The organism is Catenuloplanes nepalensis, from assembly GCF_030811575.1.
Classification (GTDB): Bacteria; Actinomycetota; Actinomycetes; order Mycobacteriales; family Micromonosporaceae; genus Catenuloplanes; species Catenuloplanes nepalensis.
In genome coordinates this window covers 201,011-226,935 of record NZ_JAUSRA010000001.1, presented here as the reverse complement: position 1 = coordinate 226,935, position 25,925 = coordinate 201,011, and the positions used below count along the sequence as shown (strand labels likewise).

The following is a 25,925-nucleotide window of genomic DNA, read 5'->3' as shown; positions in this document are numbered from 1 at the left end:
CCGCCAGTAGTCAACTCGTTGCGCGGACAAGCTCAATGCCGTCGGGTAGTTGCAGTGGCGCTTTCAACCAACGCTCCACATACAACAGGACCCACGGCTTATCAGTGTGCGCGGCGACCGCTTTCAACAGTAGATCCCACGGGACCGTGTCGAAGAACTTCCGAATGTCCAGATCGATCACCCAGTCGTTCTTCCAGCACCGTGAACGGCACACCGCTGCCGCGTCGACCGGGGACCGCCCCGGCCGGTAACCGTACGAGTCCGGGTGGAAGATCGGTTCGACCTCCGCCTCGATGACCCGCGCCGCCACCGTTTGAGCGATCCTGTCGCCGACCGTGGGCACGCCTAAAACTCGGACGCCTCCCCCGGTCTTCGGGATCTCCACGGCCCGCACCGGCGGTGGAAAATAGGTCCCTGACGACAGTCGATTCCAGATCTTGTAAAGGTTGTTCTTCAGATCCTTGTCGAATGCCTTCAGCGACACCGCGTCCACTCCCGGCGCACCCTTTTTCGCTTTCACCTTCTCGTACGCCTCCCAGACAGCCCGCTTCGATATCACGAACGGCTTGCCCGGTGCTTTCAACTCATCCACGCGACTCCTCCCAGCCAAGGCTGGTTGATCGAGTAAACCAGTCACGAACGACCCGACCCCTTTGCTCCACCTTCATTACAAAGGCTTCGTCGCTACTACGAGTCGGTCCGCCAGCGCGATCGGCAACGGTACTCAGTTCCTCACGGCTTCGGGCCGCCCGGAACGCTCCCTCTCACTCGCCAAAGAGCGGCGGGTAGTTTCCTCACGCGCCTTCTCCTGTTCCGTACGAAAGCCGCAGGCCGGGCTCGCGTCGCCTGTATGCCGGACACCGCCTGGCCAGTAAACTGGTCCCCGCCAGACTCATCCCGGGATTCCATTGACACCCCGGTTTCGATGTCATCTAGAATTTTCGACACGTCATCAGCGATTCGCTTTCGCTCGCCTTCCCGACCCCCACCTGACAATCTCGAATGGATGCCTTTTCCTCATCGTTCACCACAACAGTCTTCAGCTAATGCAGCATGAGGTGGTTTGAAGCCTCCCCCAGCAGGGCGACTCCGAAGGGCCAAACCTTCATCTTCCGTACAGCATCGCTACAAGAAGGAAATTCCTACATATCTCCACCCTTTCGCGTTCAGGACACAACAAGGGCGCTTCCCTTGGGCGGCCGATGCCTCGCCGACCTGCGGGAATGTAGATCATCTTGGCTGGATCTCGCCGCCAAGGAAGCACCCTTGGGCACGCGCCCTGCTGGCGAGGCCGGGAGATCTTGACGGCCTCGGCCCCGGCGCCCGAGTGATCAATCAGGTGAGCGAAAAAGCGATCAACTTCGATTTTTGATCTACCTTTTGCTCACCTGATTGATCACTCAGGCCGCAGCGGTGCCGTCTCGCGGGCCTGTGGTCCGCACCAAGGGGTGAGATGTAGCGATATTTCGGGCAAGCAGCGCCCGATCGCCGCGAGCGGGCCGGGTCAGCTCGCGCTCCCCGGCCCGAAAAGGGCTGGGCAACAGAGCCAGTCCGAGGGGCGTGAGCGACAGAGCAGGGCCGGCGGACGTCGGCGGGGCGCATTCGGGAAGCGCAGGCAGGAATCCGTGGTCAACTCAAGCTAAATGACATTGGGCAGCGTGCCGCGCTCTAAAGAATCATTGAGTGATACACCAGGTAGATCGACTCGACTTGTTGATCTACCTGGTGTATCACTCAATGATCGAGCGATGGGAGGGGCGGCGGCACGGCCGCGACCGCCGAACGGGCGGCAAGGCCACGACCGCCGAGCAGGCGGCAAGGCCACGCAGGACGCGCAGCAGCGGCGGCGCCGGAGGCACAACGCGCAGCAGCGCCGGGCAGGACGCGGAGGCGCCGGAGGCAATCCAAGACGCACGGCAGCGCAAGACGCACGGCAACGCAAGACGCACGGCAACGCAACGGCGCAGAACGCGCGGCGGCGTAGAACTCGCGGTGCGCAGCAGGGCCAGGGTAGTGGGTCAGGGGTGGCGGATGGGCTGGCCGCACTCGGTGCAGTGGTGGCGATGGGCCGGGCGGGAACGGTGGCGGCGGGCCCAGATGAGGATGAACGAGACGATCGCGAACGGGACCAGGCTGAGCAGCACCATGCTCATGAAGTGGACCATGAACTCGTAGGGGATGGTGGCGCTGAGGAGCACGGTCCATAGCGCTATCAGCGGCAGGCCCACCCCCGCGCCGATCGCCAGCCGACGCGCGTTGAACTGCTCGAACACGGTGCCCCCTGTTTCGCGAGACCACCGCCAGGCTACGACACCGGCACCCGGTCCTGATCTTCGCGGGTGGGCGAAGCGTCCATTGTGGGCGGATGTTTGTCGCCCGATCGGGGGCCCCACGACGTCACCGCGACCGGAACGCCGAGCTCGTCGGCGAGCAGTTCCGGCCACGGGCGGCCGGGAGCGGCGAGTTCCGGGGTGGCGGCGAGCGCGAGGTCGGTCAGGTGCCGCTGGTGGGTCAGGTCGGCGAACGGGCCGGGGCGGAGCCTGGTGATCCGGGTGCCTCCGGCCCGCCAGGCGGTGGCCACCCGCAAGCGGTCGCCCGCGGCAGCGGCGGTGTCCAGGTGGGTGATCGCGAGCGCGTCCGCGCCGCCGCAGACCTCCAGTGCGTAGCGCAGCAGCACCAGGTCGAGGTGGCCGACGCGGAACCCGCCCTGCCAGCGGCCGGTGCCGTTGTGCGGTTCGGGAAGCAGCGGCGCCAGCGACGGGTCCTCGGACGGGAACGGCCCCGCGCCGTGCCGGGTGGCATAGGTGCGGGTCACACCGAGGCGGCACACGTCACCGGCGTCCGCGCCGGCCTCGGCCAGCAGGTCCGTCGCGTTGGCGAACGTGGTGGTGGACCAGGTGGTGTGCGGATGGAAGCCGCGCCACTCGTCCAGCAGCACACCCTGCGCGCCCTCGAAGACCAGGCGCCCGGCCGCGGCCAGCCGGGCGACCTCCCCCGTGCCGGCGAGCCGGATCCGCCGGCCGAACGCCCGATATGCCCGGATCAGCTCGTCGACGTCGGGCAGTGGCCCAGCACCGAGCGCGACCGACGGCGAGACACCCGCAACAGCCGCCGGCAGACCGGCACCCCCACACCCAACCGACGGCGAGACACCCGCGACAACCGCCGGCGGATCGGCACCGTCGTGGGTCGCCGGTGGCTCGGCGTTGCGGAGGGACTGGATCGTGGCGGTGGCCCAGTCGTGGAGGGCGAGGAGGCGGCGGCGCAGACGGGAGGGGGACTCGGTGTCACCGGCGCGCAGCGCCAGATCCGGGTGGCCGAGCGCGTAGGACATGGTCTCGCCGATGCCGATCCCGCAGCTGCCGTGCGCGGCGCCGCCGCGGGCCGCCTCCCGGGCGCGGTTGACGGCCGCATGCAGCGGCGTGGTGATCAGCGCATCGCGGTCGACGGAGATCAGGCCCAGCGGGTCCGGGACGCCGAGCGCGGCCAGCGCGGCGGCCTCCCGGGCCAGCGCCAGCGGCTCGACCAGCGTGTGCCGGGTGAGCAGCGTCGGCACGCCGGCGAACGTCCCGGCGCCGAACTGCGCGAACGTGTGCGACCGCCGGTCCGCCCGGACCACCGTGTGGGCGGCCTGCGCTCCCCCGTTGAAGCGCAGGACCGCGGCGGTACGGGCCTGGCGCGCTGTCGCCGCGGCGCACCCGGCGAGCCAGTCGACGATCGTGCCCTTTCCGGCGTCGCCGAAGCCAAGGTCGGCCACGATCACGTGGCGCGCCTCCGCGAAACGGCCCATCAGACCCACCGTGCTCCGCGCGTGTCCCGCCGACGCACCACGCTGCGGCGCGCCACCGGCACCCGGCCACCCCGATCACCGCGATCACCGCCCCGGTCATCACGGGAGACAGCCCAGTCATCACGGGAGTCACCCCGGCCATCACGGGAGACACCCCGGCCATCACCGGCGGCACCACCGCCATCACGGGCGGCGGTCCGGCCGTCACGGGCGGCGGCCCCGTCGTCACGGGCGGCGGCCCCGTCGTCACGGGCGGCGGCCCCGCCATCACGGGCGGCGGCCCCGCCATCACGGGCGGCGGCCCCGCCATCACGGGCGGCGGCCCCGCCATCACGGGCGGCGGCCCCGCCATCACGGGCGGCGGTCCGGCCGTCACGGGCCGGAGCGCGGCCGCCGCGGGCGACCGTGGCCAGGGCGCGCTCGACCGAGCGGCCGGCCGTGGAGCCCTGCTGCCGCAGGTCCGCGAGGCCGTCGTCGAGGCCGATGGTGCCCTCGCCGATGCCGATGGTGAGCGCGATGGTCTCGCTGACCGCGTCCAGGTCGTCCAGCTCGATGACGTTCTGCCCGAGGAGGCCGCGCCAGTGGTCGAGGACCTGGCGGTCGCCGGCGTACGACGTACCGGACGGGAGGATGTAGTAGACGTCGTACATCTCGCGCAGCTCCGCGTAGATGTCCCGGGTGTCGATGTCGTCCTGGAGGCGGTCGCCGATCACCTCGGCGACGCCGCGACGGCCGCCCCGGTCGTAGCCGGTGACCGGCGCGTTCGCGCCCCGGGCGTAGACCCGCTCGTAGTTCAGCTCGTCGCCGATGATGAACAGGTAACCCCGCTTGCCGCGCTTCTCCCAGCAGTCGATCGAGGTGTGCCGGGCCATGAAGTACGCCGCGAGCTCGTAACTCTCCGTCTTCTGCCCGCCGCCACCGCCCTCCAGCAGGATCCGGCCGAGTTGCTCGTCCATCCGGTTGTCGGACTCGAACTGGCCGATCTGCAACGGCACCCGGTCGCAGGTGGCGTCGCCGATCCCGCCGAAGAGCAGCTGCGGGTGGCGCACGTAGCCCCGGTCGAGCAGCAGGTCGAACAGCTGCGGCAGCTTCTCCTGCAGGCGGCGGGGCACGTAGCCCATCGAGCCGGTCACGTCGAAGAGCACGGCGACGGCCAGGCTCTCCGGGTGCTCGGCGGAGTCACGCGACTCGCGGACGTCCACCCGGTACGGGTCGAGGTCGGGGTGCGCGGTCCAGTCCTGCCGTCGGCGCGAGGCGCGCACTCCGGCGTCGTAGTCGAACGCGTCCCGCCCGGTGCGGGACCGGTAGGCCGCGGCGGCGTCGTAGGCGTCGTGCGACCAGCGTCCACTTCCCATGATGCGTACCCCTTCTCAGCGGATTTGTTCTTCGGTGACGGTCCGGAGCAGCGCCGGGTGCAGCAACGTCGCGTCGCCGGCGCGGTAGAGCTGGGATCGGGGGCCGCCGCGTGCGCCACCGCGCTCCGTGGTGGCGCCGACGGACTCGACGAAGCCGGGGACCGAGAGGATCTTGCGGCGGAAGTTCGGCCCGTGCAGTTGCTCGCCCCAGACCGTTTCGTAGACCGCGCGCAGCTCCGCGATGGTGAACGTGTCGCCGACGAACGCGGTGGCGAGCGCCGTGTACTCCAGCTTGCCGCGCGCCCGCTCCAGCCCGTCGAAGAGGATCTGCGCGTGGTCGAACGCGAGCCGGCGGCTGGTCCCGGGCCGCTGCGACACGGTCCGGCCCGGGATGGCGTCCGGCCCCTCGGGCAGGCCGAGGTCCGCGACCGGCACCCAGGCGGCGGCCCGCGCGTCCGAGCCCGGCTCCGGGTCCGGCATCTGCGGGCCGAATCCGAGGTAGGCGACGCTGATCACGCGCATGCGCGGGTCGCGGCCCGGGTCGCCGTAGCTGCCGAGCTGCTCCAGGTGGACTCGGTCGAGGCGCACCGCGTCGAGGCCGGTCTCCTCGGCCAGCTCGCGGCCGGCCGCCTCCTCCAGCGTCTCCGCGTAGGCCTCACCGTCGTCGGTCCGCTGCTTGAGGAAGCCGCCGGGGAGGCTCCAGAAGCCCTCGAACGGCGGGGCGGCGCGCTCCACCAGCAGCACGCAGAGCCGGTCGTCACGGATGGTCAGCGCCACCACGTCGACGGTCACCGCGACGGCCGGGTAATCCCGGGGGTCGTACGCGGCGAGGAACTCGGCTTCCGACATCCCACACTCCATCTTCAGAACTCGCTGGGTCTTTGAAACTCGCAGGACCTTTGAAACTCGCGGGATCGTTGAAACTCGCGGGTCTTTAGAACTCGCTGTGAGTCTATCTCGTTCTGAGCACAACCATAGCGGCCACGCGAGCGCGACGCAACGCCGATCACAGGGTGTTGTCCTCAAGAGCCCGCACCACTACGTCGATACGGGAACCGACAGCCCGGCTGCGACACGGAGGGAGGCCGCGTGCGTCAGGCCCCCGCCGTCACGCCGTGGCGCGATCCGGTCCTGCTCGGCATGACCGGGATCGTGTTGCTGGCGACCGCCGGCTTCTACGCGCTGGCCGGTCACGTGGACGCGCAGGTGCAGGCCTTCTGGCTGGCGCAGGTGCCGCTGGACGCCGCGCTCGGCTTCTTCGCGTACCGGATGTTCCGGGTCACCTCCGCACCACGCCGCCGCTTCTGGGCCGTGGTCGCGTTCGCCGGCTCGATGTTCGTGGTCGCGGACACCATCCAGTCCGCGGTGAGCGCGCTGGACCCGCACGCCCGGACGCTGAACGGCGGCCCGGCGCAGAGCGCGCTGTTCGCGGTCGGGCTCGGCGGCGTGGTGATCGCGATGCTGCTCCATCCGCAGAACACGCACACGTACAAGGAGCGGCTGGCGCTCTGGCTGGACTCCGCCACCGTGCTGGTCGCCGGCGCGGTGCTCACCTGGTGCTTCGTGATCGACACGGACGCGTCTGTGGACACCGCGATGATCGCGGTGATCGTGGCCGCCAGCATCGTGATGGTCTCCGCGTTCGCGGCCGTGAAGCTGATCCTGAGCGGCGGGCGGCCGATGAGCAAGCTCGCCGCGTGGCCGATGGCGGTCGCGGGCTGCGTCCAGGGCGCCGGCATCATGATCACGCCGGAGGTGCTGACGGCGGAGAGCAACCCGGCCTACCTGGTGCTGCGGCTGCTGCCGTCGCTGCTGATCGCGGCCGGTCCACGCCTGCAGGAATTGCAGACCCGGCAGAATCCGGACGTGAACACGCCGCGCCGCCGCAAGCCGTACAGCCTGCTGCCGTACAGCATGGTCGCGCTGACCTTCGGCATGCTGGTCGTGGTGCTGCCGACCGGCGCGAGCTATCAGCTCTGGGGCGCGGTGGCCGGCGTCGCCATGATCACCATGCTGGTCGCGGCGCGGCAGCTGATCACGTTCCACGACAACGCGCTGCTGATCAACCGGCTCGACACCACGCTCGGCGAGCTGCGCCGGCACGAGTCCCGGCTGCGCGAGGCCGCGTCCGTGGACGGCCTGACCCAGCTGGCGAACCGGACGTACTTCGGCGAGCAGGTGACCGAGACGCTGCGGGCCACGGCCGACCCGGGCAGCGTGGCGCTGCTGCTGATCGACCTGGACGACTTCAAGACGATCAACGACACGCTCGGTCATCCGGCCGGCGACGCGCTGCTGGTCAGCGTGGCGGATCGGCTGCGGGCGGCGGTGCGCGAGCAGGACGTGGTCGCGCGGCTCGGTGGCGACGAGTTCGCGGTGCTGCTGCGCGACGCCGGCCCGGACGACGGGGAGCGGACCGCGCAGCGCATCCTCGCGCTGCTCGGCCGCCCGGTCCGGGTGCAGGACAACGACCTGATCGTGCGCGCGAGCATCGGCCTGGCCACCGCGGACGCCGAGGACGATCTGGACTCGCTGCTGCGCGACGCGGACATCGCGATGTACGCGGCGAAGGACCGGGGCAAGAGCAACTGGGTCGCGTACACCCGGGAGATGGGTGTCCGCATCCGGGACGGCGCGGAGCTGGCCGGCCAGCTCCGCGAGGCGATCGACGAGGGCCAGTTGCAGCTGGTCTACCAGCCGGTGATCCGGCTGGAGACCGGGGAGATCGCCGGCTGCGAGGCGCTGGTCCGCTGGCGGCACCCGGTCCGCGGCCAGGTGCACCCCACGGACTTCATCCCGATCGCGGAGTCGAGCGGCCTGATCGTCCCGCTCGGCCGGTTCGTGCTGCGCGAATCGGTACGGCAGGCCGCGCGCTGGCGGAAGCACGGCATCGGGATGAACGTCAACGTGGCCGGCCGCCAGCTGCGCGAGCCCGGCTTCGTGAACGAGGTCGCGGCCGTGCTGGCCACCTCCGAGTACCCGCCGGAGCTGCTCACCGTCGAGGTGACCGAGACCGCGGTGCTCTCCGACGACGAGGCGATCGCGGCACTGCACGCGTTGCGCGCGATCGGCGTGAAGCTGGCGCTGGACGACTTCGGCACCGCCGCGTCCTCGCTCGGCCTGCTGCTCACCTGCCCGATGACCACGCTCAAACTGGACCGGTCGTTCGTCGAGGGCGTCACCACGGTCACCCGGCAGGCCGCGGTCGCCACCGCGGTCGCGCAGATGGCGAACGCGCTGGACCTGAACGCGGTCGCGGAGGGCATCGAGACGCCGGAGCAGGCGCGGCTGCTACGCGGGCTCGGCTACGAGTTCGGCCAGGGCTTCCTGTTCTCCCGCCCGCTCGCCCCGGCCGATCTCGAGGAGTTGCTGCGGAACGGCGTACCCGGGGAATTGATCTTCTCTTGAGGGTGATGGCCGTCCCCCACCGGGGGAATCGGCACCACCCACGCGAATGAGGCGGCTTTCCCGGCCGGGTCCGGTGCGGCTACCGTTGCGCGGCCCAGTCACCGAGCGTGAGGACGCCATGGCCGCCACCCGCGACCGCTACTTCGACCTGCTACGGGCCGTCGCCATCGCGCGCGTCGTCACGTACCACATGTTCCCGCTCACCGCGCTGGAGCTGATCTTCCCGTCGATGGGCGTGATGTTCGCGCTGGGCGGCTCGCTGATGGCCCGGTCGCTGGACCGGGCGGCGCGGAACCACACGGTGGTCGTGAGCCGGCTGCGGCGGCTCCTGCCCGCGCTCTGGGTGCTCGGCCTGATCGCGGTGCCGGCCATGCTGCTGCACGGCTGGGACGACCCGCCGTGGGCGCGGCTGCTGCTCTGGGTGCTGCCGCTCGCGGACCCGCCGTCCAACGAGTTCGGCGCGGAGGCGGCCGGGCCGCTGTGGTACCTGGTCACGTACCTCTGGCTGGTGGTGCTCTCTCCCGGCCTGCTCTGGCTCTATCGCCGGGCGCCGCTGCCGACGCTGGCCGCGCCGCTGATCCTGCTCGCGGTGCTGCTGGCCGGGCCGGTCTCGCTGCCGGAGACGCCGGAGCGGACGCTGGTCAGCGTGCTGCAGTTCGCCACCGCCTGGATGATCGGCTTCGCGCACCGGGACGGCGGCCTGCGGCGTCTTCCCGGCCTGGCCACGGTCGTGATCTCCGCAGCGTGCGTGGCCGGCGCGCTCGGATTCTGGTGGGGCTCCGAGGGCGGCATCTCCGGCCTGCCGCTGGCCTACGCGATCTTCTCCGCCGGGTTCACGCTGATCCTGCTGCGCTGGGCACCGCCGACCGGCTGGCTGGGCCGCACGCGATTCCTGGACGGGCTGGTCACGCTGGTCAACGCGCGCGCGGTGACGATCTACCTGTGGCACAACCCGGCGATCACGGCCGCGCTGGCCGCGAACGAGGTGCTGGAGCTGTGGAACTTCGGCACGGTCGTCGAGGAGGCGGGCACGTTCGCGATCGCGCTGGCGCTGCTGGCCGTGGTGGTGCTGGCGCTCGGCTGGGTCGAGGACGTGGCTGCGAAGCGCCCGCCCCGCCTGCTCCCCTGGCCCGCACCCCCGAGGCGCGCCGAGGACCTCGCCCTGACCCGGTGATCGAGGCGTCCCCCAAGCCGTCGGAACGACATGGGGGACGCCTCGATCATGGGCGTCAGCCCGCTTCGGCGTAGGCGCGGCCGCCGTCCGTCAGCGACTTCGAGCTCGGGTCGTAGAGGCCGTTGCCGAAGTCGGTATCGACCGGCAGCGAGAACCACGCATACCGCTCGACGTAGGGCAGGCTCTCCATCATCGCGGTGGACCCGTCGATGAACGCGGCCTGCTGCGCGCCGCTCGGGAACTTCGGCGAGCCGGAGAAGTTGATCAGGCCGTACTCGGTGACCCAGATCGGCAGCCTGTACCGCTCGTAGACGGCCTTGATGTAGCCCTCCAGGTGGCCGACCGCGGCCGTGCTGAAGTCCGACCCGTACCAGTGCAGGGTGATGAAGTCGACCTTGTAGCCCTTCGCCTTCGCGCCCTTCATGAAGCGGTCCAGCCACCCGCCCTCGGTGTCGCCGCCGTAGGCCACGGACGGGCTGCCGAGCCGCAGGCCGGTCGCCTGCAGCTGCGGCCACAGCTCCAGCGCCTGCTCCACGGTCATGTTGGCCTGCTCGCCCAGGTCCGGCTCGTTGAAGCCGAGCAGTGTCCGGCCGTTCGCCTTCGCCTGCGCGAGCGTGCCCGCGTTGACCGAGTCCCTACCCCAGATCATCGGCACGAACTCGACGCCGGACGGCGCCTTGACCTGGTCCGGGCCGGAGCCCCAGGTGTAGTACCAGGACGCGCCGACCGCGGTCATGCCCGGCCCGACGCCGGGGACCTGCCAGGTGCTGACGCCCTTCTTCGACGACGCCTCGACGGCCGCGGGCGGCACGGCCGGCTTCGGCGCGGCCGAGGTCGCGGCCGGTGTCGGGCTCGCGCTGGGCGACGGCGACGGGCTGGGTGACGCGGACGGGGACGGACTCGGGCTCGCGCTCTCCGACGCGACCGGCAGCACCGCGGCGGGCGGCGGTTCCTGGGCGGCGGGCGTGGGGTCGTCGCCGCCGGTCAGCGCGAAGACGCCGCCCGCGGTGAGCACGGCGGCCGTCGCGATCGCCGCGGCGATCGGCTTCAGACCCAGAAGACCGGCAAACCCAGCCTTCGCGGGTACGACGTGCGCGCCGGCCTGACCGGCGGAGGCGATCTCCGGGCGGGCCAGCACGTGCGTGGCCGCGCTGCCCGGGTCGGCGCCGACCGCGTGCAACGGCGCGGTGACGTCGTTGGCCGGCGCCGCGTCGAAGTGCTGCGGCACGGCGTCGTAACCCTGCGCGTCATAACCGTGCGCCGCGGCCGCGGCGTGCAGCGACGGCTCCAGCAGGTAACCCGGGATCGGCACCAGCGCGAGCCCGGCCAGCAGCTTCTCCGCGTCGACCATCTCGTGCCAGGCGCGCGCGCACTGCTCACACTCGCGCGTGTGCCGGGCGAAGCGCTTGCGCCAGACCGGCTCCGGGCGGCCGTCCCACCCGATCGCCAGCAGCGTGAGATCCGGGCAGGCCGGGTGCGCCCGGAACGCGCGGACCACCACGCGGGCCGCCTCCAGCTGCGCCTTCATCCGCTGCACGCGGACCGCGGCGTGCTGGCGGGTGAGGCCGAGCGCGTTCGCGACGTCCTCGCGGTCCAGCTCGCCGGCCGCCTCCAGCCACCAGAGCGCGAGCAGCTCGCGGTCGTCCGGGTCGAGCCAGCGGGTGGCCTGCGCGACCTCCTGCCGCTGGCCGGAGAGGCCGAGCCGGACGATGGTCAGGTCGACGAAGTCGGCACCCGGGTCGGCCACGTCGTCCGGCGTGGCGTCCGCCGGGTAACCGCGGGTGAGGTCGCGGTGCCGGTCGCGGACCAGGCGCATCGCGATCGCCACCACCCAGGACCGGAACGCCGCGGGGTCGCGCAGCTCCGGCAGGTTGTGCACGACGCGCAGCATCGTCTCCTGCACCACGTCGTCGACGTCGGCGTGGCCCTGCAGCGCCCGGCCGACGATGTTGTAGACCAGCGGCAGGTATGCCGCGACCACGCGGTCCAGCGCCGCCGCGTTCCCCGCCCGGGCCGCGTGCACGGTCGCCGGGTCGACGCCGCCCACCGGGCCTCTGGGGTCACGCACCTCTGGACTCCACATCCCGCACCCTCTCCTCGGTTGGCCATCCTGACGCAACCCGACGGGTCTGACCAGGGCCGCGCGGATAGGAGACGGGTCACCCCGGCACCGATAACAGGAACCTGCCGAGATTTTCGCGCGGAGGCCGCCCCCGGCCCGGGGACGGCCTCCGACCAGGCCCTGCTGCCGCCCCGACCCCGCCCCTGGGCGATGTCCGTCCATGCGAAAGGCCCCGCCGTGGGGAACGGCGGGGCCTTTCTGGGGGGGTGGTGCTAGGAGGCGAGCTTGCGGGCCTGGGCCGGGTCCTCCGCGTCGAGCACGGCGGCGGCGATCCGCTCGCACTCGGCCAGCGTGCGCGCGGCCAGCGAGGCGCGGACCGCGGGCAGCGCACGGGCGGACATGCTCAGGCTGGTAATTCCCAGACCGGCCAGCACCGGCGCGAGCGCCGGATCGGACGCGGCCTCGCCGCAGACGCCGACGGACTTGCCGGTCGCCTTACCTGCCTCACCGCAGGCCGCGATGAGCTGCAGCAGCGCGGGCTGCCACGGGTCGAGCAGCTCGGCGAGCGTGCCGACCTGCCGATCCGCGGCGAACGTGTACTGACTCAGGTCGTTCGTGCCGATGCTGAGGAAGTCGACCACGCCGAGCAGCTTCTCGGCCCGCAGGGCGGCGGCCGGCACCTCGATCATCACGCCGGCCTTCGGCAGCCCGGCCGCGTGCACCGCGGCCGCGAACTCGGCGGCCTCGGCCACGGTGGAGACCATCGGGGCCATCACCCACACGTCCGCGTCCGTCTGGATCGCGGCCTGCGCGATCGCGGCGAGCTGCGTGCTGAGCACCTCCGGGCGCTGACGGGCGATGCGCAGGCCGCGCACGCCGAGCGCCGGGTTCGGCTCGCCGTCCTGGTGCAGGAACGGCAGCGGCTTGTCCGCGCCCGCGTCCAGCGTGCGGATCACCACCCGGCGGCCCGCCATCGCGGCGAAGACCTCCCGGTACGCCGCGACCTGCTCGTCCAGGCCGGGTTCGCGGGTGCGGTCCAGGAACAGCAGCTCGGTGCGGAACAAGCCCACGCCCTCGGCACCGGCGGCCGCGACGGCGTCCTTGCCGGAGCCCACGTTGGCGAGCAGCGCGACCGCGTGCCCGTCGGAGGTCTGGCCGGGGCCGGTGGCACCACTGATCGCCTTCGCAGCGTCGGCTGCCTGGGCCTTCACGGAAGCGACTGTTTCGTCCGAAACGCCGGTCTCGATGCGGCCGGTGGTGCCGTCCAGCGTGACCAGCGTGCCGTCCTCGACGTCCAGGATGCCCTTGCAGGACACCACGGCCGGGAGACCGAGCGCGCGGGCCAGGATCGCGGTGTGGCTGGTCGGCCCGCCGTCCGCGGTGATCAGGCCGACGACCTGCTCCGGGTCGAGGTCCGCGGTGTCGGCCGGTGCCAGGTCACGGGCGGCCAGCACGTACGGGTGGCCGGGCTGCGGCACGCCCGGCATCGGCCGGCCGAGGCAGACCGCGACGGCCCGGTCGCGCAGGTCGTCCAGGTCCGCGACGCGCTCGGCGAGGTAGCCGCCGGCCGCCTCGAACGCGGCGCGGTGGGTGGCGAACGCGGCGTCGATCGCGTGCACCGCGTCCGTACCGCCCTCGATGCTCTCCTGCACGGCCTCGCGCAGCATCGGGTCGTCCGCCATCATCGCCTCGGCGCGCAGCACCTCCGCGACCGTGGCCTCCTTCGCCCGGTCGGCCCGCCGGCCGAGGTCCGTGACGACCTCGGCCAGCGCGGCGAACGCCTTCTCCACCTCGGCCGCGGTGTCCGCGACCGGTGCCGGCTCGGGCAGCGCCGGCACGGCGGCGATCCGCAGCAGCGGACCGCCGGCCAGGCCCGTGCTGACCCCGATGCCGGTCAGCTCAGCCATTGGCCGGCTCCTCGGCGTCGAGGTCACGGGCGAGCAGCTCGGCGAGGCTGTCCAGCGCCTCGTCCGCGCCGTCGCCCTCGGCCGCGAGAACCACCTCGGTGCCCTTCTTGGCGCCGAGCGACAGGACGGAGAGCATGCTGTTCGCCGGTACGGCGCGCTTCTCCCCCACCTGGATCGTCACCTTGACCGGCGCGGCGGCGGCCGCGGCCTGGACGAAGAGCGCGGCCGGGCGGGCGTGCAGGCCGCTGGCGGAGCCCACGGTAACGGTGCGAGTAGGCATCGGTGCCTCCTAAAATTGAAGATGGGCGCTCAGGGCCGGGTCAGGGCTCAATGGTGACCTTGATGGCCTCGCCGCGCGCGACGATGCCGAACGCGTCGATCGCCGAGTCGAGCGGCAGCCGGTGCGTGATCAGGTCGGCGACCGGGACCGCGCCGGTGGCGATCAGGCGCAGCGCCTCCGCGTTGTGCGCCGGGCTGGAGCCGTTCGCGCCGACGATCGTCAGCTCGCGGTAGTGCACCAGGTTGGAGTCGACCGTGACGGTCGGCTTGTCCTTCGGCAGACCGCCGAAGAAGCTGACCCGGCCCTGGCGGGCGACCATCTGCAGCGCCTGCTCCTGGGCGGCGCCGGAGGCGGCGGCCGTGATGACCACGTCGGCGCCGCGGCCGTTGGTGGCGTCGAGCACGGCCTGGACCACGTCGACCTCCTCGCCGGCGATCGCCAGGTCCGGCTTGACCAGGTCGGCGGCCATGTCCAGGCGGGCGCGGTTCAGGTCGATCAGGAAGACGCGGGCCGCGCCGCGCGCCTTGGCCAGGCGGACGTGCAGGCAGCCGATCGGGCCGGAGCCCACGACCACCACGTCGTCGCCCTCGCCCACGCGGGCCAGCTCCTGGCCGTTGAGCACGCAGGCCAGCGGCTCGGCCACGGACGCCTCGGCGAAGCTGACGCCCTCCGGGATGCGGTTCAGACCATTGACGGCCAGAACCTTCGCGGGTACGACCATGAACTGCGCGAAGCCGCCCTCGTAGTGGTAGCCCATCGACTCCTGGTTCGGGCAGATGGTCATCCGGCCGCGCTTGCACTCGTCGCACTTCCCGCACGGGATCGCGGCGATGACCTGCACCCGGTCGCCCTCGGTCCAGCCCTCGACGCCGTCACCCAGCGCGACGATCTCGCCGGCGATCTCGTGGCCCATCACCCGGGGCGGGTGAATGTGGTGGTGGCCGAACTTGGAGATCTTGACGTCGGTGCCGCAGGTGGAACAGTTGCGCACCCGGATCTTGACCTCGCCCGGGCCGGCCTCCGGCTCCGGCATGTCCTCGAAGCGGACGTCGCCCGGGGCGTGGAAACGCACGACCTTCATTACTGTTCCCCTCCAACCGGCTTCAGGAGCCGGAGCACATCGTCGATTTCGGTGGCCTCGCGGAGTGCGCGGGCCTGGTCCGGGTCGAGAAGGATCTCGGCCAGCGCGGAGAGCAGCTCGACGTGCCCGTCGCCCTTGGCCGCGATCGCCACGCAGACGGAGACGGGGTTGCCGTCCCAGTCCACGGCCTCCGGGAAGCGCAGCACGGCCAGCGCGTCCCGGTTCACCAGCTCCTTGCCGCCGAGCGTGCCGTGCGGGATCGCCACGCCCTCGCCGACGTACGTGGAGACGGACTGCTCACGGGCCAGCATGGTGTCGATGTAGCCGGCCTCGGCCGCGCCGATCGCGACCAGCGTCTCGCCGCAGAGGCGAATCGCCGCGTCCCGGTCGGCCGCGACCGCGTCGAGCCGGATGGCCCGCTCCTCCAGCAGCTCAGACATTGATGTCCTCGCCGGTCTGGATCGCCTTGACGACCTTGGTGACGGCCGGGTCGCCCAGGAAGACCTGGAACGGCACGACCGGCTTGTCCGGCGCGCTGGCCCGCGCGCGAGCGGCCAGGCCGCTGTGGCAGACCACCAGGTCGGCGTCGGCGGGGATCGAGTTCACCGGGGTGTGCTCGACGGTCACGCCGTTGTTCTTCAGCTGCTTGCGCAGCGTGCTGGCGAGCATGACGCTGCTGCCCATGCCCGCGTCGCAGGCCACGACGAGCTTCTTGACGTCACTGCCGTTGATGGTTGCCATCGGTCAAGCCTTCCGATCGAAGTTCGTGGGAGCCGCCGGTCCGCTCCCCGCTCCAATGCTCCGTCGCGGGGAGCGGACCGGCGGTGTGAGCTGTCAGGCAGTGCCGGGCTCGGCGGTGCGGGCCACGGCCGGGTTGCTCGCCTTGACCGAGTCGTCCGCGGTCTCGGCGCCGAGCGCCTCGGCCGAGGCGTCGTCGACCTCCTGGTCCTCCTTCAGCCGGCCGAAGCCGAGCAGCAGGGAGGCGACCGCGAACGTGACCGCGGCGGCGATCAGGATGCCGGCGATCATGCCGATCCAGTTGCCGGCGCCGCGCGGGGTGACGGCGGCGTAGGCGAAGATCGAGCCCGGCGACGGGCTGGCGACCAGGCCGGCACCGGTGATCATGAAGGTGGTAACGCCGGCCGCGCCGCCCGCGATCATGGCCAGGATCAGGCGCGGCTTCATCAGCACGTACGGGAAGTAGATCTCGTGGATGCCGCCGAAGAAGTGGATGATCATCGCGGCCGGGGTGGACGGGCGCAGCAGCTTCGGGCCGAAGAAGAAGAACGCCAGCAGCAGGCCGAGACCCGGGCCGGGGTTCGACTCGATCATGAACATGATCGACTTGCCGTTCTCCGTGACCTGCTGGACACCGAGCGGGGTGAACACGCCGTGGTTGATGGCGTTGTTCAGGAACAGGATCTTGGCCGGCTCGACCAGGATCGACACCGCGGGCAGCACGCCCAGGTCGACGAGCCAGTCGACGCCGTTACCCAGCATCCGCATGACCCACTCGGTGGCCGGGCCGATGCGCCACGCCGCCAGCAGCGCGAACGCGCCACCGACGATGCCGGCCGAGAAGTTGTCGATCAGCATCTCGAAGCCGGGACGGACCTTGCCCTCGATCGCCTGGTCGAACAGCTTGATGATGAAGGCGGCCAGCGGGCCGATGATCATCGCGCCGAGGAACATCGGCATGTCCGCGCCGACGATGACGCCCATGGTCGCGACGGCGCCGACGACGGCACCGCGCTGCCCGTGCACGATCCGGCCACCGGTGTAACCGATGAGGATCGGCAGCAGGAACTTGATCATCGGGTCGACGAGCTTGGCGAAGTCCTCGTTCGGGATCCAGCCCGTCGGGATGAACAGCGCCGTGATCAGGCCCCACGCGATGAACGCGCCGATGTTGGGCATGACCATGCCGGCCAGGTGGCCGCCGAGACGCTGAACGGTGGCTCGTATACCCGAGCCTTCAGCTTGGGGGGTGTATGTGCTCATGGAGGGGGACTCCGTTTCTGGAGGGACCGCGCGGTGCCGCGCGGGGGGCGATGCGTTAAGGCGTTTCCCCGTGATGCAGTTGTGTGTGAAGCGGCTGGGGCTGGATGGTGCTGGGGGTCAGCCCCGGGGGTGAAGCCGCCGGCCCATGTCGGGCCGGGCGTCGAGGTGAACGGTCTCCCGCTCCATGTCGGCCGGGCCGGGCATCCGGCTGCCGGGCTGGCGGACCGCCGCCGCGCCCCAGGCCAGGCCCTCCGCCAGCGCGGCCTCGCCGGTCGCGCCCGCGGACAGGAACCCGGCCAGCAGCGCGTCGCCGGCGCCGACCGTGCTTCGCGGCGCGCTCACCGGCGACCTGCCGGTGACCACGCCTGAGTCCTCGATCAGGACAGCGCCGTCCGCGCCGAGGCTGGCCAGGACCGTACCAGCGCCGGCCTTGCGCAGCTCGTTGGCCGCGTCGACGACGTCGCCGAGCGTGAGCAGCTCGGAGCCGGCGGCCTCGGCCAGCTCCTCGCGGTTCGGCTTGACCAGCGCGGCACCGGCCTTGGCCGCGGCGCCGAGCGCCGGGCCGCTGGTGTCCACGGCGAGCCGGGCGCCGGCGGCCACGAGGCGGACGCAGAGCTCACCGAACGCCTCGACGGACGGGCCGGGCGGGAGGCTGCCGCAGAGCACGACCCAGTCCGCGGTGCGCGCGGCGCTCAGCACGGCGTCGGTGACCGCGGCGAACTCCGCCGGTGCGAGCACCGGCCCGGACTCGTTGATCTTCGTGACCGTGCCGTCCGGCTCGGCCACCGTGATGTTGGAGCGGGTGCGGCCGGCGATCGGCACCGCGACCATCGCGACGCCCTCCGCCTCCAGCATCCGGACCAGCTGCGCGCCCTCCTCGCCGCCGCACGGCACCACGGCAGTGGAGGCGACGCCGTTGGCCAGCAGCGCGCGGGAGACGTTGACGCCCTTGCCACCCGGGTCGATGTGCGCGTTCGTGGCGCGAAGCACCTCGCCGCGGGTGAGCGTCTCGATCTCCACGGCCCGGTCCAGGCTCGGGTTCAGCGTGACCGTGAGGATCATGCCCGCACCACCCGGACGCCCGCGGCCTCGACCTCGTCGGCCAGGTCCGCGTCGAGCCCGTTGTCCGTGATCAGCAGGTCGAGGTCGGATATCGACCCGAAGCGGGCCAGGTAGTCGTTGCCCACCTTGGTGTGGTCGGCGAGCAGGACCACGCGGCGGGACGCGTTGATCATCGCGCGCTTGACCGCGGCCTCGGCCGGGTCGGGTGTCGTCATTCCGCGCTCCGTGGAGAGCCCGTTTGTACCCATGAAGGCGACGTCCACGTACATCTCCTCGAGAGGACGTAGCGCCCAGTCGTCGACGGTCGCCAGGGTCTTGCCCCGGAGACGACCGCCGAGCAGCAGCACGCTGAGATTGGACTTGAGAGCCAGCGAAGCGGCGATGACCGGAGAGTTGACCACGACGGTCAGCTCCCGGTCGGACGGGAGCAGCTGAGCCAGCCGCGCCGTGGTGGTGCCGGCGTCGAGGATGATCGCCCCCTCCGCGGGGACCTCCGCGAGCGCCGCCTTGGCGATCCGCTCCTTCTCGCTGATCAGGACGGAGTCGCGGGTGGCGAGCGCCGGCTCGAACCCGATCCGCTCGACCGGGATGGCCCCGCCGTGGACCCGGCGCAGCACGCCGGCCCGCTCCAGGACCGTGAGGTCGCGCCGGATCGTCTCAGCCGTTACGTTGAGCGCGTCGGCGAGCGCCATCACGTCGACCCGCCCGTTGGCGCGAGCGAGCCGCAGGATCTCCTGCTGACGCTCTTCGGGGTACATCTCGTTCCCACCGCCCCGCTTCGTTTTGGCTTTGCTTTTGTTTACGCCCGACTGTGTGTGAAGTCAACACCGCTACGTAACTTCTCTGACATCTCCGGGTTGTGGAACCAGTGATGTCGGACATATTGGGCAGTGCTCACCAGCGCGGATCCGCCGCGGGTGGCCGGTCTCACGTCGTACCCGCGGATTTTTGAGTCTGTGGTTTTATCTCTGGGTTCGGCAGGCGTCCAACATCTCGGCGCGGTCCGCGATCTTCGCGCGGGCACGGCCCTGCGCCCGGCCCCGGGCGATCTCCAGCTCGTCCAGCCGGCACCACTGCGGGTAGGTGACGAAGCGGACGCCGCGGGTCGTGAGCAGCGCCAATACGCTCTCCGGGCGCGGGTCGGCCGCCGGTGGCAGCGCCGGCAGGTCGTCCAGCAGCGTCCGAACCACCCGGGCCGCGTCCACCTTCGTATCGCCGATCACGCCGGACGGGCCCCGCCCGGCCCAGCCGGCCACGTAGACGCCGGTCACGCCGTCCACCCGGCCCTCGTGATTCGGCACGATCGCGCGCACCGCGTCGAAGGGCAGACCCGGCACGGGTACGCCGCGGAAGCCCAGCGCGTGGAACACCGCGTCGACCGGCAACGTCACCTCGTCGCCCGCGCGCACCGCCGACGCCAGCCGCACCGCCTCGACCCGGTCCCGGCCCAGGATCGCGACCGGCCGCCGGTGGAACAGGAACCGCACCCGGCGCGGCGCACCGGCCGGCGACCGCCGGGACCAGTCGCGCAGGATGTCCACCGCGCGCGCGTGCACCGCGGAGCCCGGCGCCTCCGAATCCGCCACGTCCGCCGGGTCGACCAGCAGGTCCACGCCCGTGAGCCGGCCGAGGTGGCGCAACTCCGGCGGGGTGAACCGGACCGCGTCCGGGCCACGGCGGATCACCACGAACACGTCGGCGACCGTGTGGGCCCGCAACACCGGGACGACGTCGTCGGGCACGTCGGTGCGCGCCAGCTCCGCCGGGTCCTTGACCAGCATGCGCACCACGTCCAGCGCCACGTTGCCGGCGCCGATCACCGCGACCCGGGTCCCGGTGAGATCCATCGCCGGCAGTCGGTCCGGATGCCCGTTGTACCACGCGACGAAGTCACCCGCGGGCCGGCTGCCGGGCAGGTCCACACCCGACACCTCCAGCCGCCGGCTCTCCGGCGCACCCGTGGTGACCAGCACCGCGTCGTAAAGACGGCGCAGCTCCGGCACGGTGAGATGCGCGCCGACCGTCACGTTGCCCAGGAAACGCACCTCGGGCCGCGCGAGCGTCCGGCCGAGCACCGCGGCCACCGCCTTGATCTTCTGATCCGGGGCGACGCCGTAGCGCACCAGCCCGAACGGCGCCGGCAACGCGTCCAGCACGTCGATCTCCAGCCCCGCGCCGGCGCGGCACAGCGCCTCCGCGGCGTAGATGCCGGCCGGGCCCGCGCCCACGATCGCGATGCGCCGCACGGCATTCATGGACGAAGCTCCATGTCTGCTGACCATAGACGCATTAACCGATGGCGGCGACGTACGGCGCACGATGGGATGTCGCCATGGAGATTCGCCAGATCACCGAGGACGAGGCAGCACGCGTCCTGCCGGTTCGGGCCTACGCGTTCGAGGCCACGCCGCTCGCCCCGCAGCGGATCGAGGAACTCAACCGATTCATGAGCTTCCGGCTGAAGAACACCACGCTGGTCGCGGAGGAGGACGGCGAGGTCGTGGCCAGCGTCGCCGGCATCCCCATGCGGCAGAACGTGCGCGGCGTCGTGCACCCGATGCTGGGCGTGGCCGGCGTGGTCAGCCACCCGCTCGCCCGGCGCCGCGGGCACGTCCGCACGCTCATGCACGACCTGCTGCGGCGCGGCCGCGAGGAGGGCCGGCTGATCACCGCGCTGCATCCGTTCCGCGCCGGCTTCTACGCCCGGCTCGGCTACGTGGGGCTGACCGCGCCGAGGACCGTCACGCTGCGCCCCGAGGCACTGGCCTCGCTGCTCCGGCTCGACCTGCCCGGCGAGGTGCGGTTCCGCCGGATCGCGGAGGGCTGGGACGACGTGCTCACGCTCCAGGACCGCTTCCTGCACGGCCGGCACGGATTCACCGAGTTCCCGGAGTACCGGCGGCACCAGCCGCGCGACGACGACGAGCAGTGGCTGGTCACGGCGCACCGCGACGGCGAGGTGATCGGCGCGCTGCCGTACCGGATCACGGACTACGGCGGCGACCTGACCGGCGGCGTGCTGCTGTGCGAGAGCCCGGTCGCCCGCGCGCTGATCCTGCGCTTCCTGGCCGGGCACGTCGACCAGGTCGGAGAGATCACGCTGCGCACGGCGCCGTCGGAGCGGCCGGAACTGTGGAGCACCGACTTCACCGGCACGATCACCAGCACCGCGGCGGTACCGCACCCGGCACCGCCGATGGTCCGCGTGCTCGACCTGCCCGCGCTGGCCGGGCTGCCGGCCGGCGAGGCCCGCGTGACGATCACCGTGGTCGACGACGACTACGTCGGCGGCGGCTGGGAACTGGACGGTGCCGGCGGCGCGCTCTCCGTCAAGCCCGCCGCGGCCTCGTCCGAGGTACGGCTGACCGCGGCCGCGCTGTCCGGACTGGTCTACGGCATGCTCGGGCCGGAAGAGATCGTGGCACGCGGGCTCGGCGCGGTGCCGGTCGCCGCTCAGGACGCGCTCAGCACGCTGTTCCCGCCCGCGGAACCGTGGGTGTACCTGGACTTCTGAGCAGCGCGCGCATCGACCGGATCGTCGAGCGGATCTCCTGCAGGTACCGGTCGGGCGCGGTGGGCCCGACCGGTGGCAGCGCGGTCGACCGGGTCACGTCGAAACCCACGGTGTCGATCCGGCAGCCGAGCGTCCGGATCGCCTCGCAGTGCTGGAACGGCACGTAGATCGGCGAGGTCACGACCAGGATCCGGTCGTCCGGGCGCAGGTGCACCCGCTCGGCCCAGAACCGGTACGTGTCCGGCGTGTTCGCCCGGCGCCGGCCCGGGTCGCCCGACGGCGCGGCCAGCACGTGGATCGCGGGGGCGTCGCCGGTGCGGGCGTAGTGGTGCACCGCGCTCGGCTCGCCGTCCGGGGCCTCCTCCGCCACGAACGCGGTCACGCCGAACGCGCGCCGGAGGCCGGCGTGCATGGCGGCCAACTCGTCGCGCGCGTCGCCCAGGCCGGGCAGCGCCCGCTCCGCCGCGGTCAGCGGCCGGAAACTGCCCAGCGCGGTCACCTCCGGGGCCGTCACCGCCGGGGCCGCTCTCGGGGCCGCCGCCGGGGCCGCTTTCGGGGCCGCCGCCGGGGCCGCTTTCGGGGCCGCTTTCGGGGCCGCTTTCGGGGCCGCTTTCGGGCCCGCCGCCGGAGCCACTTTCGGGGCCGCTTTCGGGCCCGCCGGAGCCGCTTTCGGGGCCGTCGCGGTCGGGGCCGTCGCGGTCGGGGCCGTGGGGGCCGCGCCGAGCAGGAAGGCGGTGTAATGGGTGCGCTGCAGGCAGGCGCGGCCGAGCCCGCCCGGGATCAGCACATGGTCGTACTCGGCCAGCAGCGGCGGTGCCGGCGTCACCAGCCGCAGCGCCGTGGCCGCGTCCATGATCAGGCCGGCGGTGGCCTCGTCGAACTCCGGCGGCGGCACCTCATAACGCTCCACCCGGCCCCGGCGGAAGTCCCAGTGCGCGCCCGAGAAGGCGTCCAGCCAGTCGAGCAGCTCACCGGCCGCCCCCTCGGGCAGCCGCCCGCCGAACGCCGCGACCAGCGCCCGCATCGGCGCGGACGACACCCAGGCCGCGACGTCCGCCGCGACCCGTCCGGCGTCGAGACCGTCGTGGCATCGAGGAACCGGAACGGGCGCGAAGCGGGCCATGCGTCTCCTCCACAGTGGTCAGAGCCGCTCGCCATTCTAAACGGTCGATATTCAGATGTGCGCGCTCGCGAGCGTGAACGGCACGCCCCCGGTCTCCGCCTCCAGCCGCTCCAGCCCTTCCGCCCACCACGGCACCGCACCCGAGGTCTCCACCACGCGCACGACCGTCAGCGTCAGCCCGCCCGCCGTGATCACCGTCGGGTCACCGTCCTTCGCCACCGGCCGGGTGTTCACCGCCGGCGCCTGACTCGCCGTCCCGGTCCCCCGCGCCCGGCAGTCCGAGGGCCGTCGCACACCCTCCAGCATCTCGTCCGCCTGGCCCGCGCCGGTCAGGATCGCGTGCGCCAGCGCGGTCGCGTAGACCGGATCACCGGCCGCGTCGTAGACCCACCGGGTGCCCAGCACCGAGTGCTCCAGCGTGCCGAGCAGATGATCGTCCGCACCGGCCAGCGGCGCCTCCCGATAGGTCAGCGGCACCTGATGCACCACCCCGTCCGCCCGATGCCGGACCAGCAGCGTCTCGATGCCCACCGCCCCCGCCGGATCATCGAACCGGAACGCCGCCACCCGCTCGGCCCCCGGGTCCTTCGAACCGGCATACCACGACCGCCCAGGCAGCCACACATCCAAGAGATCGAGCTTCGTCGGTACGAGTCGCGCCTTGTGAAGGATCGCCATGGCTAGACCCTAGAGAGAATCCGTTCCCGCGCCACGACCGCGTCCGTGACCAGCGCCTCGTCCGCCAGCACCCGGCCCACACCCGGCCCGCTCCGGTACGCGTACGCCGGATCAGCCGCGCCGGGACCGGTCAGCCGCGCCGGCCGCGCCAGAATCTCCGCCAGCGCGGGCCCGGCGGCCGGTGCGGCGATCCGGCCCAGACAGCGGATCGCCGCGCCCCCGATCGCGCACTGCCGGCCGGCCAGGATCGGGCGCAGCGCGTCGAGCAGCACCGGCACGGCCGGCGCCGGATCGCCGGTCAGCCGCCACCACGCGTGGGCGGCCTCCACCCGGCTCCACCCACCCGGCCCGGCCAGCAACGCCCGGACGTCGTCCCGGCGACTTGCCGCGAGCGGGCCGAGATCCGCCAGCCGGGCCAGGTCGGCCGCGCCCGGACCGCGGGTCACCGCCCGGCCCAGCACGGCCAGCGCCAGGCCGGGGTCGCCGGTCACCCGCCAGTGCGCCCACGCCGCCACCTGCGCGCCGGGCCACTCCAGCGCGGTGACGGCGCCGCCGACCCGGCGCGGCCGGCGCTCACCGATCGCGACCGCTGCCGCCCGCGACGTCCGGCATCGACGGAGCGCCTCCCACCCGAAATATCCCGCCATCTCACCCCGCGTGCAGCCCTCGCCCGCACGCAATGCCACCCTCCGGCCCTGAGTGATCAATCAGTGGAGCAAAAGATAGGTCAACTAGCGAAGTTGACCTATCTTTTGCTCCACTGATTGATCACTCAGGCACCGCCGCCGGCCTGCCGGATCGCATTGGGGTGGCAAGGCGGAATGGCCTTTATTTTTATGGTGAAATTTCGGCGCGGAGTGCCCGTAGAGCCTCATCGTGGGCGCCAGACCGGCACGAACGCGGGCCGCGCACGCCAGACCGACACGGGCGCGGGCCGCGCACGCCAGACCGACACGAACGCGGACCTCGCACGCCGGCGAAGGCGCCGAGTTGTCACGCGTCGTTCGTTCTCGCAGCGGCGAGATCAGAGCACGAGGGTTGTTCAGCACATTACGCGCCGACGGCGCTGGCCTGCGGCGACGCGGCGTCGGCTCGCCCCGCTGAATAGGCTCGACGTGTGAGCTCTCGGCGTTCAGATGAGGGTTGCGGCCGCTAAACCGCGAAGTGCCGGGCGCGAGCGCCCGGCCGGTCGGCGCACCGAGGCCCTGAGGCTTATTCAGCGCGGTGAGCCGACGCCGCGTTGCCGCAGGCCGGGCAGCCTGACGAGGGCGACGCTGAATAGGCCTCCCTGATACGAATGCTCAGTAAGGCTGTCGCAGCGCAGATCGACTCCCTGATCGAAATAAGGCTGCGCGGCATTCGGCCGATGCCCGCGGCAGCGTGCCGAGCCGGCGTCGCCGAAAAGCGGGATCATCCACTCTGGAGTGCTTCAGGCGGACTCGCGGATGATCAGTTCTGTGGGGAGCAGGACCGCGGGGGAGACGGGCTCGCCGGCGAGGATGATGAGCATCTGGCGGGCGATCTGGCGGCCGAGGTCGACGATGGGCTGCCGGACGGTGGTCAGGGGTGGGTCGGTGAACTGGGCGATCTCGATGTCGTCGAAGCCGATCACGGCGACGTCGTCGGGGACGCGGCGGCCGGAGGCGCGCAGCGTGCGGAGCGCGCCGTGGGCCATCAGGTCGGAGGCGATGAAGACCGCGTCGAGGTCGGGGTCGGCGTCGAGGAGCGTGCGCATGGCGGCGGCGCCGGACTCGCGGGTGAAGTCGCCGTAGGCGATGCGCGGGTGCTGGCCGTCGGCCTCGACGGCCTCGCGGTAGGCGGTGAGCCGGTCGATGCCGGCGATCATGTCCTGCGGGCCGGCGATGGTGGCGATCCGCTTGCGTCCGGAGGCGAGCAGGTGGCGCATTGCGGAGGAGACGCCGGCGATGTGGTCGACGTCGACGTACGGTACGCCGCTGTGGTTCTGCATCGGACGGCCGCTGCAGACGACCGGGATGCCGAGCGCGGAGAGCGCCGCCGGGAGCGGGTCGGCGCCGTGCATGGAGGCGAACATGACGCCGTCGACGTGGCCGGCCATGGCGTATCGCTCGACGCGGCTGTGACCTGCGGTGGAGCCGGCCAGCATGAGGACCAGCTGACGGTCGCCGGCCTCGAGCTCCATGCTGACGCCGCGGATGATGCCGGGGAAGAACTGGTCGTCGGAGAAGACGCGGTTGGGCATCTCCGGCAGGATCAGGGCGATCGAGTCGGTGCGCTGGGTGACCAGGCTGCGGGCCGCCTGGTTGGGCACGTAGCCCATCTCCCGGACGGCGATCCTGACCTTCTCCTGGATCTCCTCGGCGACAGTGGTGGAGCCGTTGACGACGCGGGACACGGTCGCCCGTGACACACCGGCCCGCCGGGCCACGGCCTCCAACGTGGGACGCTCCCGAGCCGCCGTCACGTGCGCCCCCGCTCTGTAGGGTGAGAAAGATCGTTTCAGCGCTGCCT

22 protein-coding genes are annotated in these 25,925 nt (G+C 72.0%); 3 read left to right on the top strand and 19 right to left on the bottom strand.

From position 1 onward, the window contains the following. Positions 1-10: 10 nt before the first annotated feature. The 5 genes from J2S43_RS00980 to J2S43_RS00960 all read right to left on the bottom strand — a co-directional run bounded on the left by J2S43_RS00980 (position 11) and on the right by J2S43_RS00960 (position 5,994). Positions 11-592 (bottom strand): reverse transcriptase domain-containing protein, encoded by a 582-nt coding sequence (locus J2S43_RS00980; RefSeq protein WP_306826561.1) that lies wholly within the window; start codon positions 590-592, stop codon positions 11-13. A 1,426-nt stretch (positions 593-2,018) separates the two neighbouring features. Continuing rightward, on the bottom strand, positions 2,019-2,273 hold the full coding sequence (locus tag J2S43_RS00975; RefSeq protein WP_306826560.1) for a hypothetical protein: 255 nt from the start codon (positions 2,271-2,273) through the stop codon (positions 2,019-2,021). A gap of 32 nt (positions 2,274-2,305) precedes the next feature. Further along, complete coding sequence (locus tag J2S43_RS00970; RefSeq protein ID WP_306826559.1) at positions 2,306-3,790, bottom strand: adenylosuccinate synthetase; 1,485 nt, start codon at positions 3,788-3,790, stop codon at positions 2,306-2,308. Beyond that, positions 3,790-5,145 carry a hypothetical protein gene (locus tag J2S43_RS00965; protein WP_306826558.1) on the bottom strand — a complete coding sequence of 452 codons (1,356 nt, stop codon included), beginning with the start codon at positions 5,143-5,145 and terminating at the stop codon, positions 3,790-3,792. The genes J2S43_RS00970 and J2S43_RS00965 overlap by 1 nt, the downstream gene beginning before the upstream one ends. Before the next feature lie 15 nt (positions 5,146-5,160). Next, positions 5,161-5,994, bottom strand: coding sequence for an NUDIX hydrolase (locus J2S43_RS00960; protein WP_306826557.1), 834 nt, complete (start codon positions 5,992-5,994; stop codon positions 5,161-5,163). A gap of 240 nt (positions 5,995-6,234) precedes the next feature. On the opposite strand from J2S43_RS00960, the gene J2S43_RS00955 reads away from it, so the two are divergent. Further along, on the top strand, positions 6,235-8,553 hold the full coding sequence (locus J2S43_RS00955) for a putative bifunctional diguanylate cyclase/phosphodiesterase (protein ID WP_306826555.1): 2,319 nt from the start codon (positions 6,235-6,237) through the stop codon (positions 8,551-8,553). A gap of 118 nt (positions 8,554-8,671) precedes the next feature. Then, positions 8,672-9,727 (top strand): acyltransferase family protein, encoded by a 1,056-nt coding sequence (locus J2S43_RS00950; RefSeq protein WP_306826554.1) that lies wholly within the window; start codon positions 8,672-8,674, stop codon positions 9,725-9,727. 55 nt (positions 9,728-9,782) lie between these two features. Here J2S43_RS00950 and J2S43_RS00945 read toward each other — a convergent pair whose 3' ends face one another. The 10 genes from J2S43_RS00945 to J2S43_RS00900 form a co-directional block, all read right to left on the bottom strand. Then, on the bottom strand, positions 9,783-11,795 hold the full coding sequence (locus J2S43_RS00945) for a sigma-70 family RNA polymerase sigma factor (RefSeq protein WP_306826552.1): 2,013 nt from the start codon (positions 11,793-11,795) through the stop codon (positions 9,783-9,785). A 266-nt stretch (positions 11,796-12,061) separates the two neighbouring features. Next, complete coding sequence (gene ptsP / locus J2S43_RS00940) at positions 12,062-13,696, bottom strand: phosphoenolpyruvate--protein phosphotransferase (protein WP_306826551.1); 1,635 nt, start codon at positions 13,694-13,696, stop codon at positions 12,062-12,064. Further along, positions 13,689-13,976 (bottom strand): HPr family phosphocarrier protein, encoded by a 288-nt coding sequence (locus J2S43_RS00935; RefSeq protein ID WP_306826550.1) that lies wholly within the window; start codon positions 13,974-13,976, stop codon positions 13,689-13,691. Before J2S43_RS00935 ends, ptsP begins: the two co-directional genes overlap by 8 nt. Before the next feature lie 40 nt (positions 13,977-14,016). Then, positions 14,017-15,057: a zinc-dependent dehydrogenase gene (locus tag J2S43_RS00930; RefSeq protein WP_306826549.1), complete on the bottom strand. Its 1,041-nt coding sequence runs from the start codon at positions 15,055-15,057 to the stop codon at positions 14,017-14,019. Then, complete coding sequence (locus J2S43_RS00925; protein WP_306826548.1) at positions 15,057-15,497, bottom strand: PTS mannitol transporter subunit IIA; 441 nt, start codon at positions 15,495-15,497, stop codon at positions 15,057-15,059. Before J2S43_RS00925 ends, J2S43_RS00930 begins: the two co-directional genes overlap by 1 nt. Beyond that, positions 15,490-15,798, bottom strand: a complete 309-nt coding sequence (locus tag J2S43_RS00920) for a PTS lactose transporter subunit IIB (protein ID WP_306826547.1) — start codon at positions 15,796-15,798, stop codon at positions 15,490-15,492. Before J2S43_RS00920 ends, J2S43_RS00925 begins: the two co-directional genes overlap by 8 nt. A gap of 93 nt (positions 15,799-15,891) precedes the next feature. Then, positions 15,892-17,058, bottom strand: a complete 1,167-nt coding sequence (gene mtlA, locus J2S43_RS00915) for a mannitol-specific PTS transporter subunit IIC (RefSeq protein ID WP_306826546.1) — start codon at positions 17,056-17,058, stop codon at positions 15,892-15,894. Positions 17,059-17,175: 117 nt separating this feature from the next. After that, complete coding sequence (pfkB, locus tag J2S43_RS00910; protein WP_306826545.1) at positions 17,176-18,120, bottom strand: 1-phosphofructokinase; 945 nt, start codon at positions 18,118-18,120, stop codon at positions 17,176-17,178. Next, the gene (locus tag J2S43_RS00905; protein ID WP_306826544.1) at positions 18,117-18,878 is read right to left on the bottom strand and encodes a DeoR/GlpR family DNA-binding transcription regulator; all 762 of its coding nucleotides are present in this window, start codon (positions 18,876-18,878) and stop codon (positions 18,117-18,119) included. The genes pfkB and J2S43_RS00905 overlap by 4 nt, the downstream gene beginning before the upstream one ends. Before the next feature lie 204 nt (positions 18,879-19,082). Further along, positions 19,083-20,375, bottom strand: coding sequence for an FAD-dependent oxidoreductase (locus J2S43_RS00900; RefSeq protein WP_306826543.1), 1,293 nt, complete (start codon positions 20,373-20,375; stop codon positions 19,083-19,085). Positions 20,376-20,452: 77 nt separating this feature from the next. On the opposite strand from J2S43_RS00900, the gene J2S43_RS00895 reads away from it, so the two are divergent. Continuing rightward, positions 20,453-21,634, top strand: coding sequence for a GNAT family N-acetyltransferase (locus J2S43_RS00895; protein ID WP_306826542.1), 1,182 nt, complete (start codon positions 20,453-20,455; stop codon positions 21,632-21,634). On the opposite strand, the gene J2S43_RS00890 is transcribed toward J2S43_RS00895, so the two are convergent. From J2S43_RS00890 to J2S43_RS00875, 4 genes are all read right to left on the bottom strand, one after another. Next, on the bottom strand, positions 21,585-22,757 hold the full coding sequence (locus J2S43_RS00890) for a hypothetical protein (RefSeq protein WP_306826541.1): 1,173 nt from the start codon (positions 22,755-22,757) through the stop codon (positions 21,585-21,587). The two genes, J2S43_RS00895 and J2S43_RS00890, sit on opposite strands and share 50 nt — an antisense overlap. 51 nt (positions 22,758-22,808) lie before the next feature. Beyond that, positions 22,809-23,435, bottom strand: coding sequence for a CG0192-related protein (locus J2S43_RS00885; protein WP_306826540.1), 627 nt, complete (start codon positions 23,433-23,435; stop codon positions 22,809-22,811). A gap of 2 nt (positions 23,436-23,437) precedes the next feature. Next, positions 23,438-24,082: a hypothetical protein gene (locus tag J2S43_RS00880; protein ID WP_306826539.1), complete on the bottom strand. Its 645-nt coding sequence runs from the start codon at positions 24,080-24,082 to the stop codon at positions 23,438-23,440. A 782-nt stretch (positions 24,083-24,864) separates the two neighbouring features. Continuing rightward, the gene (locus tag J2S43_RS00875; RefSeq protein ID WP_306826537.1) at positions 24,865-25,878 is read right to left on the bottom strand and encodes a LacI family DNA-binding transcriptional regulator; all 1,014 of its coding nucleotides are present in this window, start codon (positions 25,876-25,878) and stop codon (positions 24,865-24,867) included. Between the last annotated feature and the right edge of the window lie 47 nt (positions 25,879-25,925).

Excerpts from the sequence above, each read along its gene's own strand:
- J2S43_RS00890 (WP_306826541.1), bottom strand. The coding sequence starts at position 22,757 with ATGGCCCGCTTCGCGCCCGTTCCGGTTCCTCGATGCCACGACGGTCTC.
- ptsP (WP_306826551.1), bottom strand. The coding sequence starts at position 13,696 with ATGGCTGAGCTGACCGGCATCGGGGTCAGCACGGGCCTGGCCGGCGGT.
- J2S43_RS00900 (WP_306826543.1), bottom strand. The coding sequence starts at position 20,375 with ATGAATGCCGTGCGGCGCATCGCGATCGTGGGCGCGGGCCCGGCCGGC.
- J2S43_RS00965 (WP_306826558.1), bottom strand. The coding sequence starts at position 5,145 with ATGGGAAGTGGACGCTGGTCGCACGACGCCTACGACGCCGCCGCGGCC.
- J2S43_RS00960 (WP_306826557.1), bottom strand. The coding sequence starts at position 5,994 with ATGTCGGAAGCCGAGTTCCTCGCCGCGTACGACCCCCGGGATTACCCG.
- J2S43_RS00920 (WP_306826547.1), bottom strand. The coding sequence starts at position 15,798 with ATGGCAACCATCAACGGCAGTGACGTCAAGAAGCTCGTCGTGGCCTGC.
- J2S43_RS00880 (WP_306826539.1), bottom strand. The coding sequence starts at position 24,082 with ATGGCGGGATATTTCGGGTGGGAGGCGCTCCGTCGATGCCGGACGTCG.
- J2S43_RS00895 (WP_306826542.1), top strand. The coding sequence starts at position 20,453 with ATGGAGATTCGCCAGATCACCGAGGACGAGGCAGCACGCGTCCTGCCG.
- J2S43_RS00925 (WP_306826548.1), bottom strand. The coding sequence starts at position 15,497 with ATGTCTGAGCTGCTGGAGGAGCGGGCCATCCGGCTCGACGCGGTCGCG.
- pfkB (WP_306826545.1), bottom strand. The coding sequence starts at position 18,120 with ATGATCCTCACGGTCACGCTGAACCCGAGCCTGGACCGGGCCGTGGAG.
- J2S43_RS00970 (WP_306826559.1), bottom strand. The coding sequence starts at position 3,790 with ATGGGCCGTTTCGCGGAGGCGCGCCACGTGATCGTGGCCGACCTTGGC.
- J2S43_RS00905 (WP_306826544.1), bottom strand. The coding sequence starts at position 18,878 with ATGTACCCCGAAGAGCGTCAGCAGGAGATCCTGCGGCTCGCTCGCGCC.
- J2S43_RS00935 (WP_306826550.1), bottom strand. The coding sequence starts at position 13,976 with ATGCCTACTCGCACCGTTACCGTGGGCTCCGCCAGCGGCCTGCACGCC.
- J2S43_RS00885 (WP_306826540.1), bottom strand. The coding sequence starts at position 23,435 with ATGGCGATCCTTCACAAGGCGCGACTCGTACCGACGAAGCTCGATCTC.
- J2S43_RS00950 (WP_306826554.1), top strand. The coding sequence starts at position 8,672 with ATGGCCGCCACCCGCGACCGCTACTTCGACCTGCTACGGGCCGTCGCC.
- J2S43_RS00930 (WP_306826549.1), bottom strand. The coding sequence starts at position 15,057 with ATGAAGGTCGTGCGTTTCCACGCCCCGGGCGACGTCCGCTTCGAGGAC.
- mtlA (WP_306826546.1), bottom strand. The coding sequence starts at position 17,058 with ATGAGCACATACACCCCCCAAGCTGAAGGCTCGGGTATACGAGCCACC.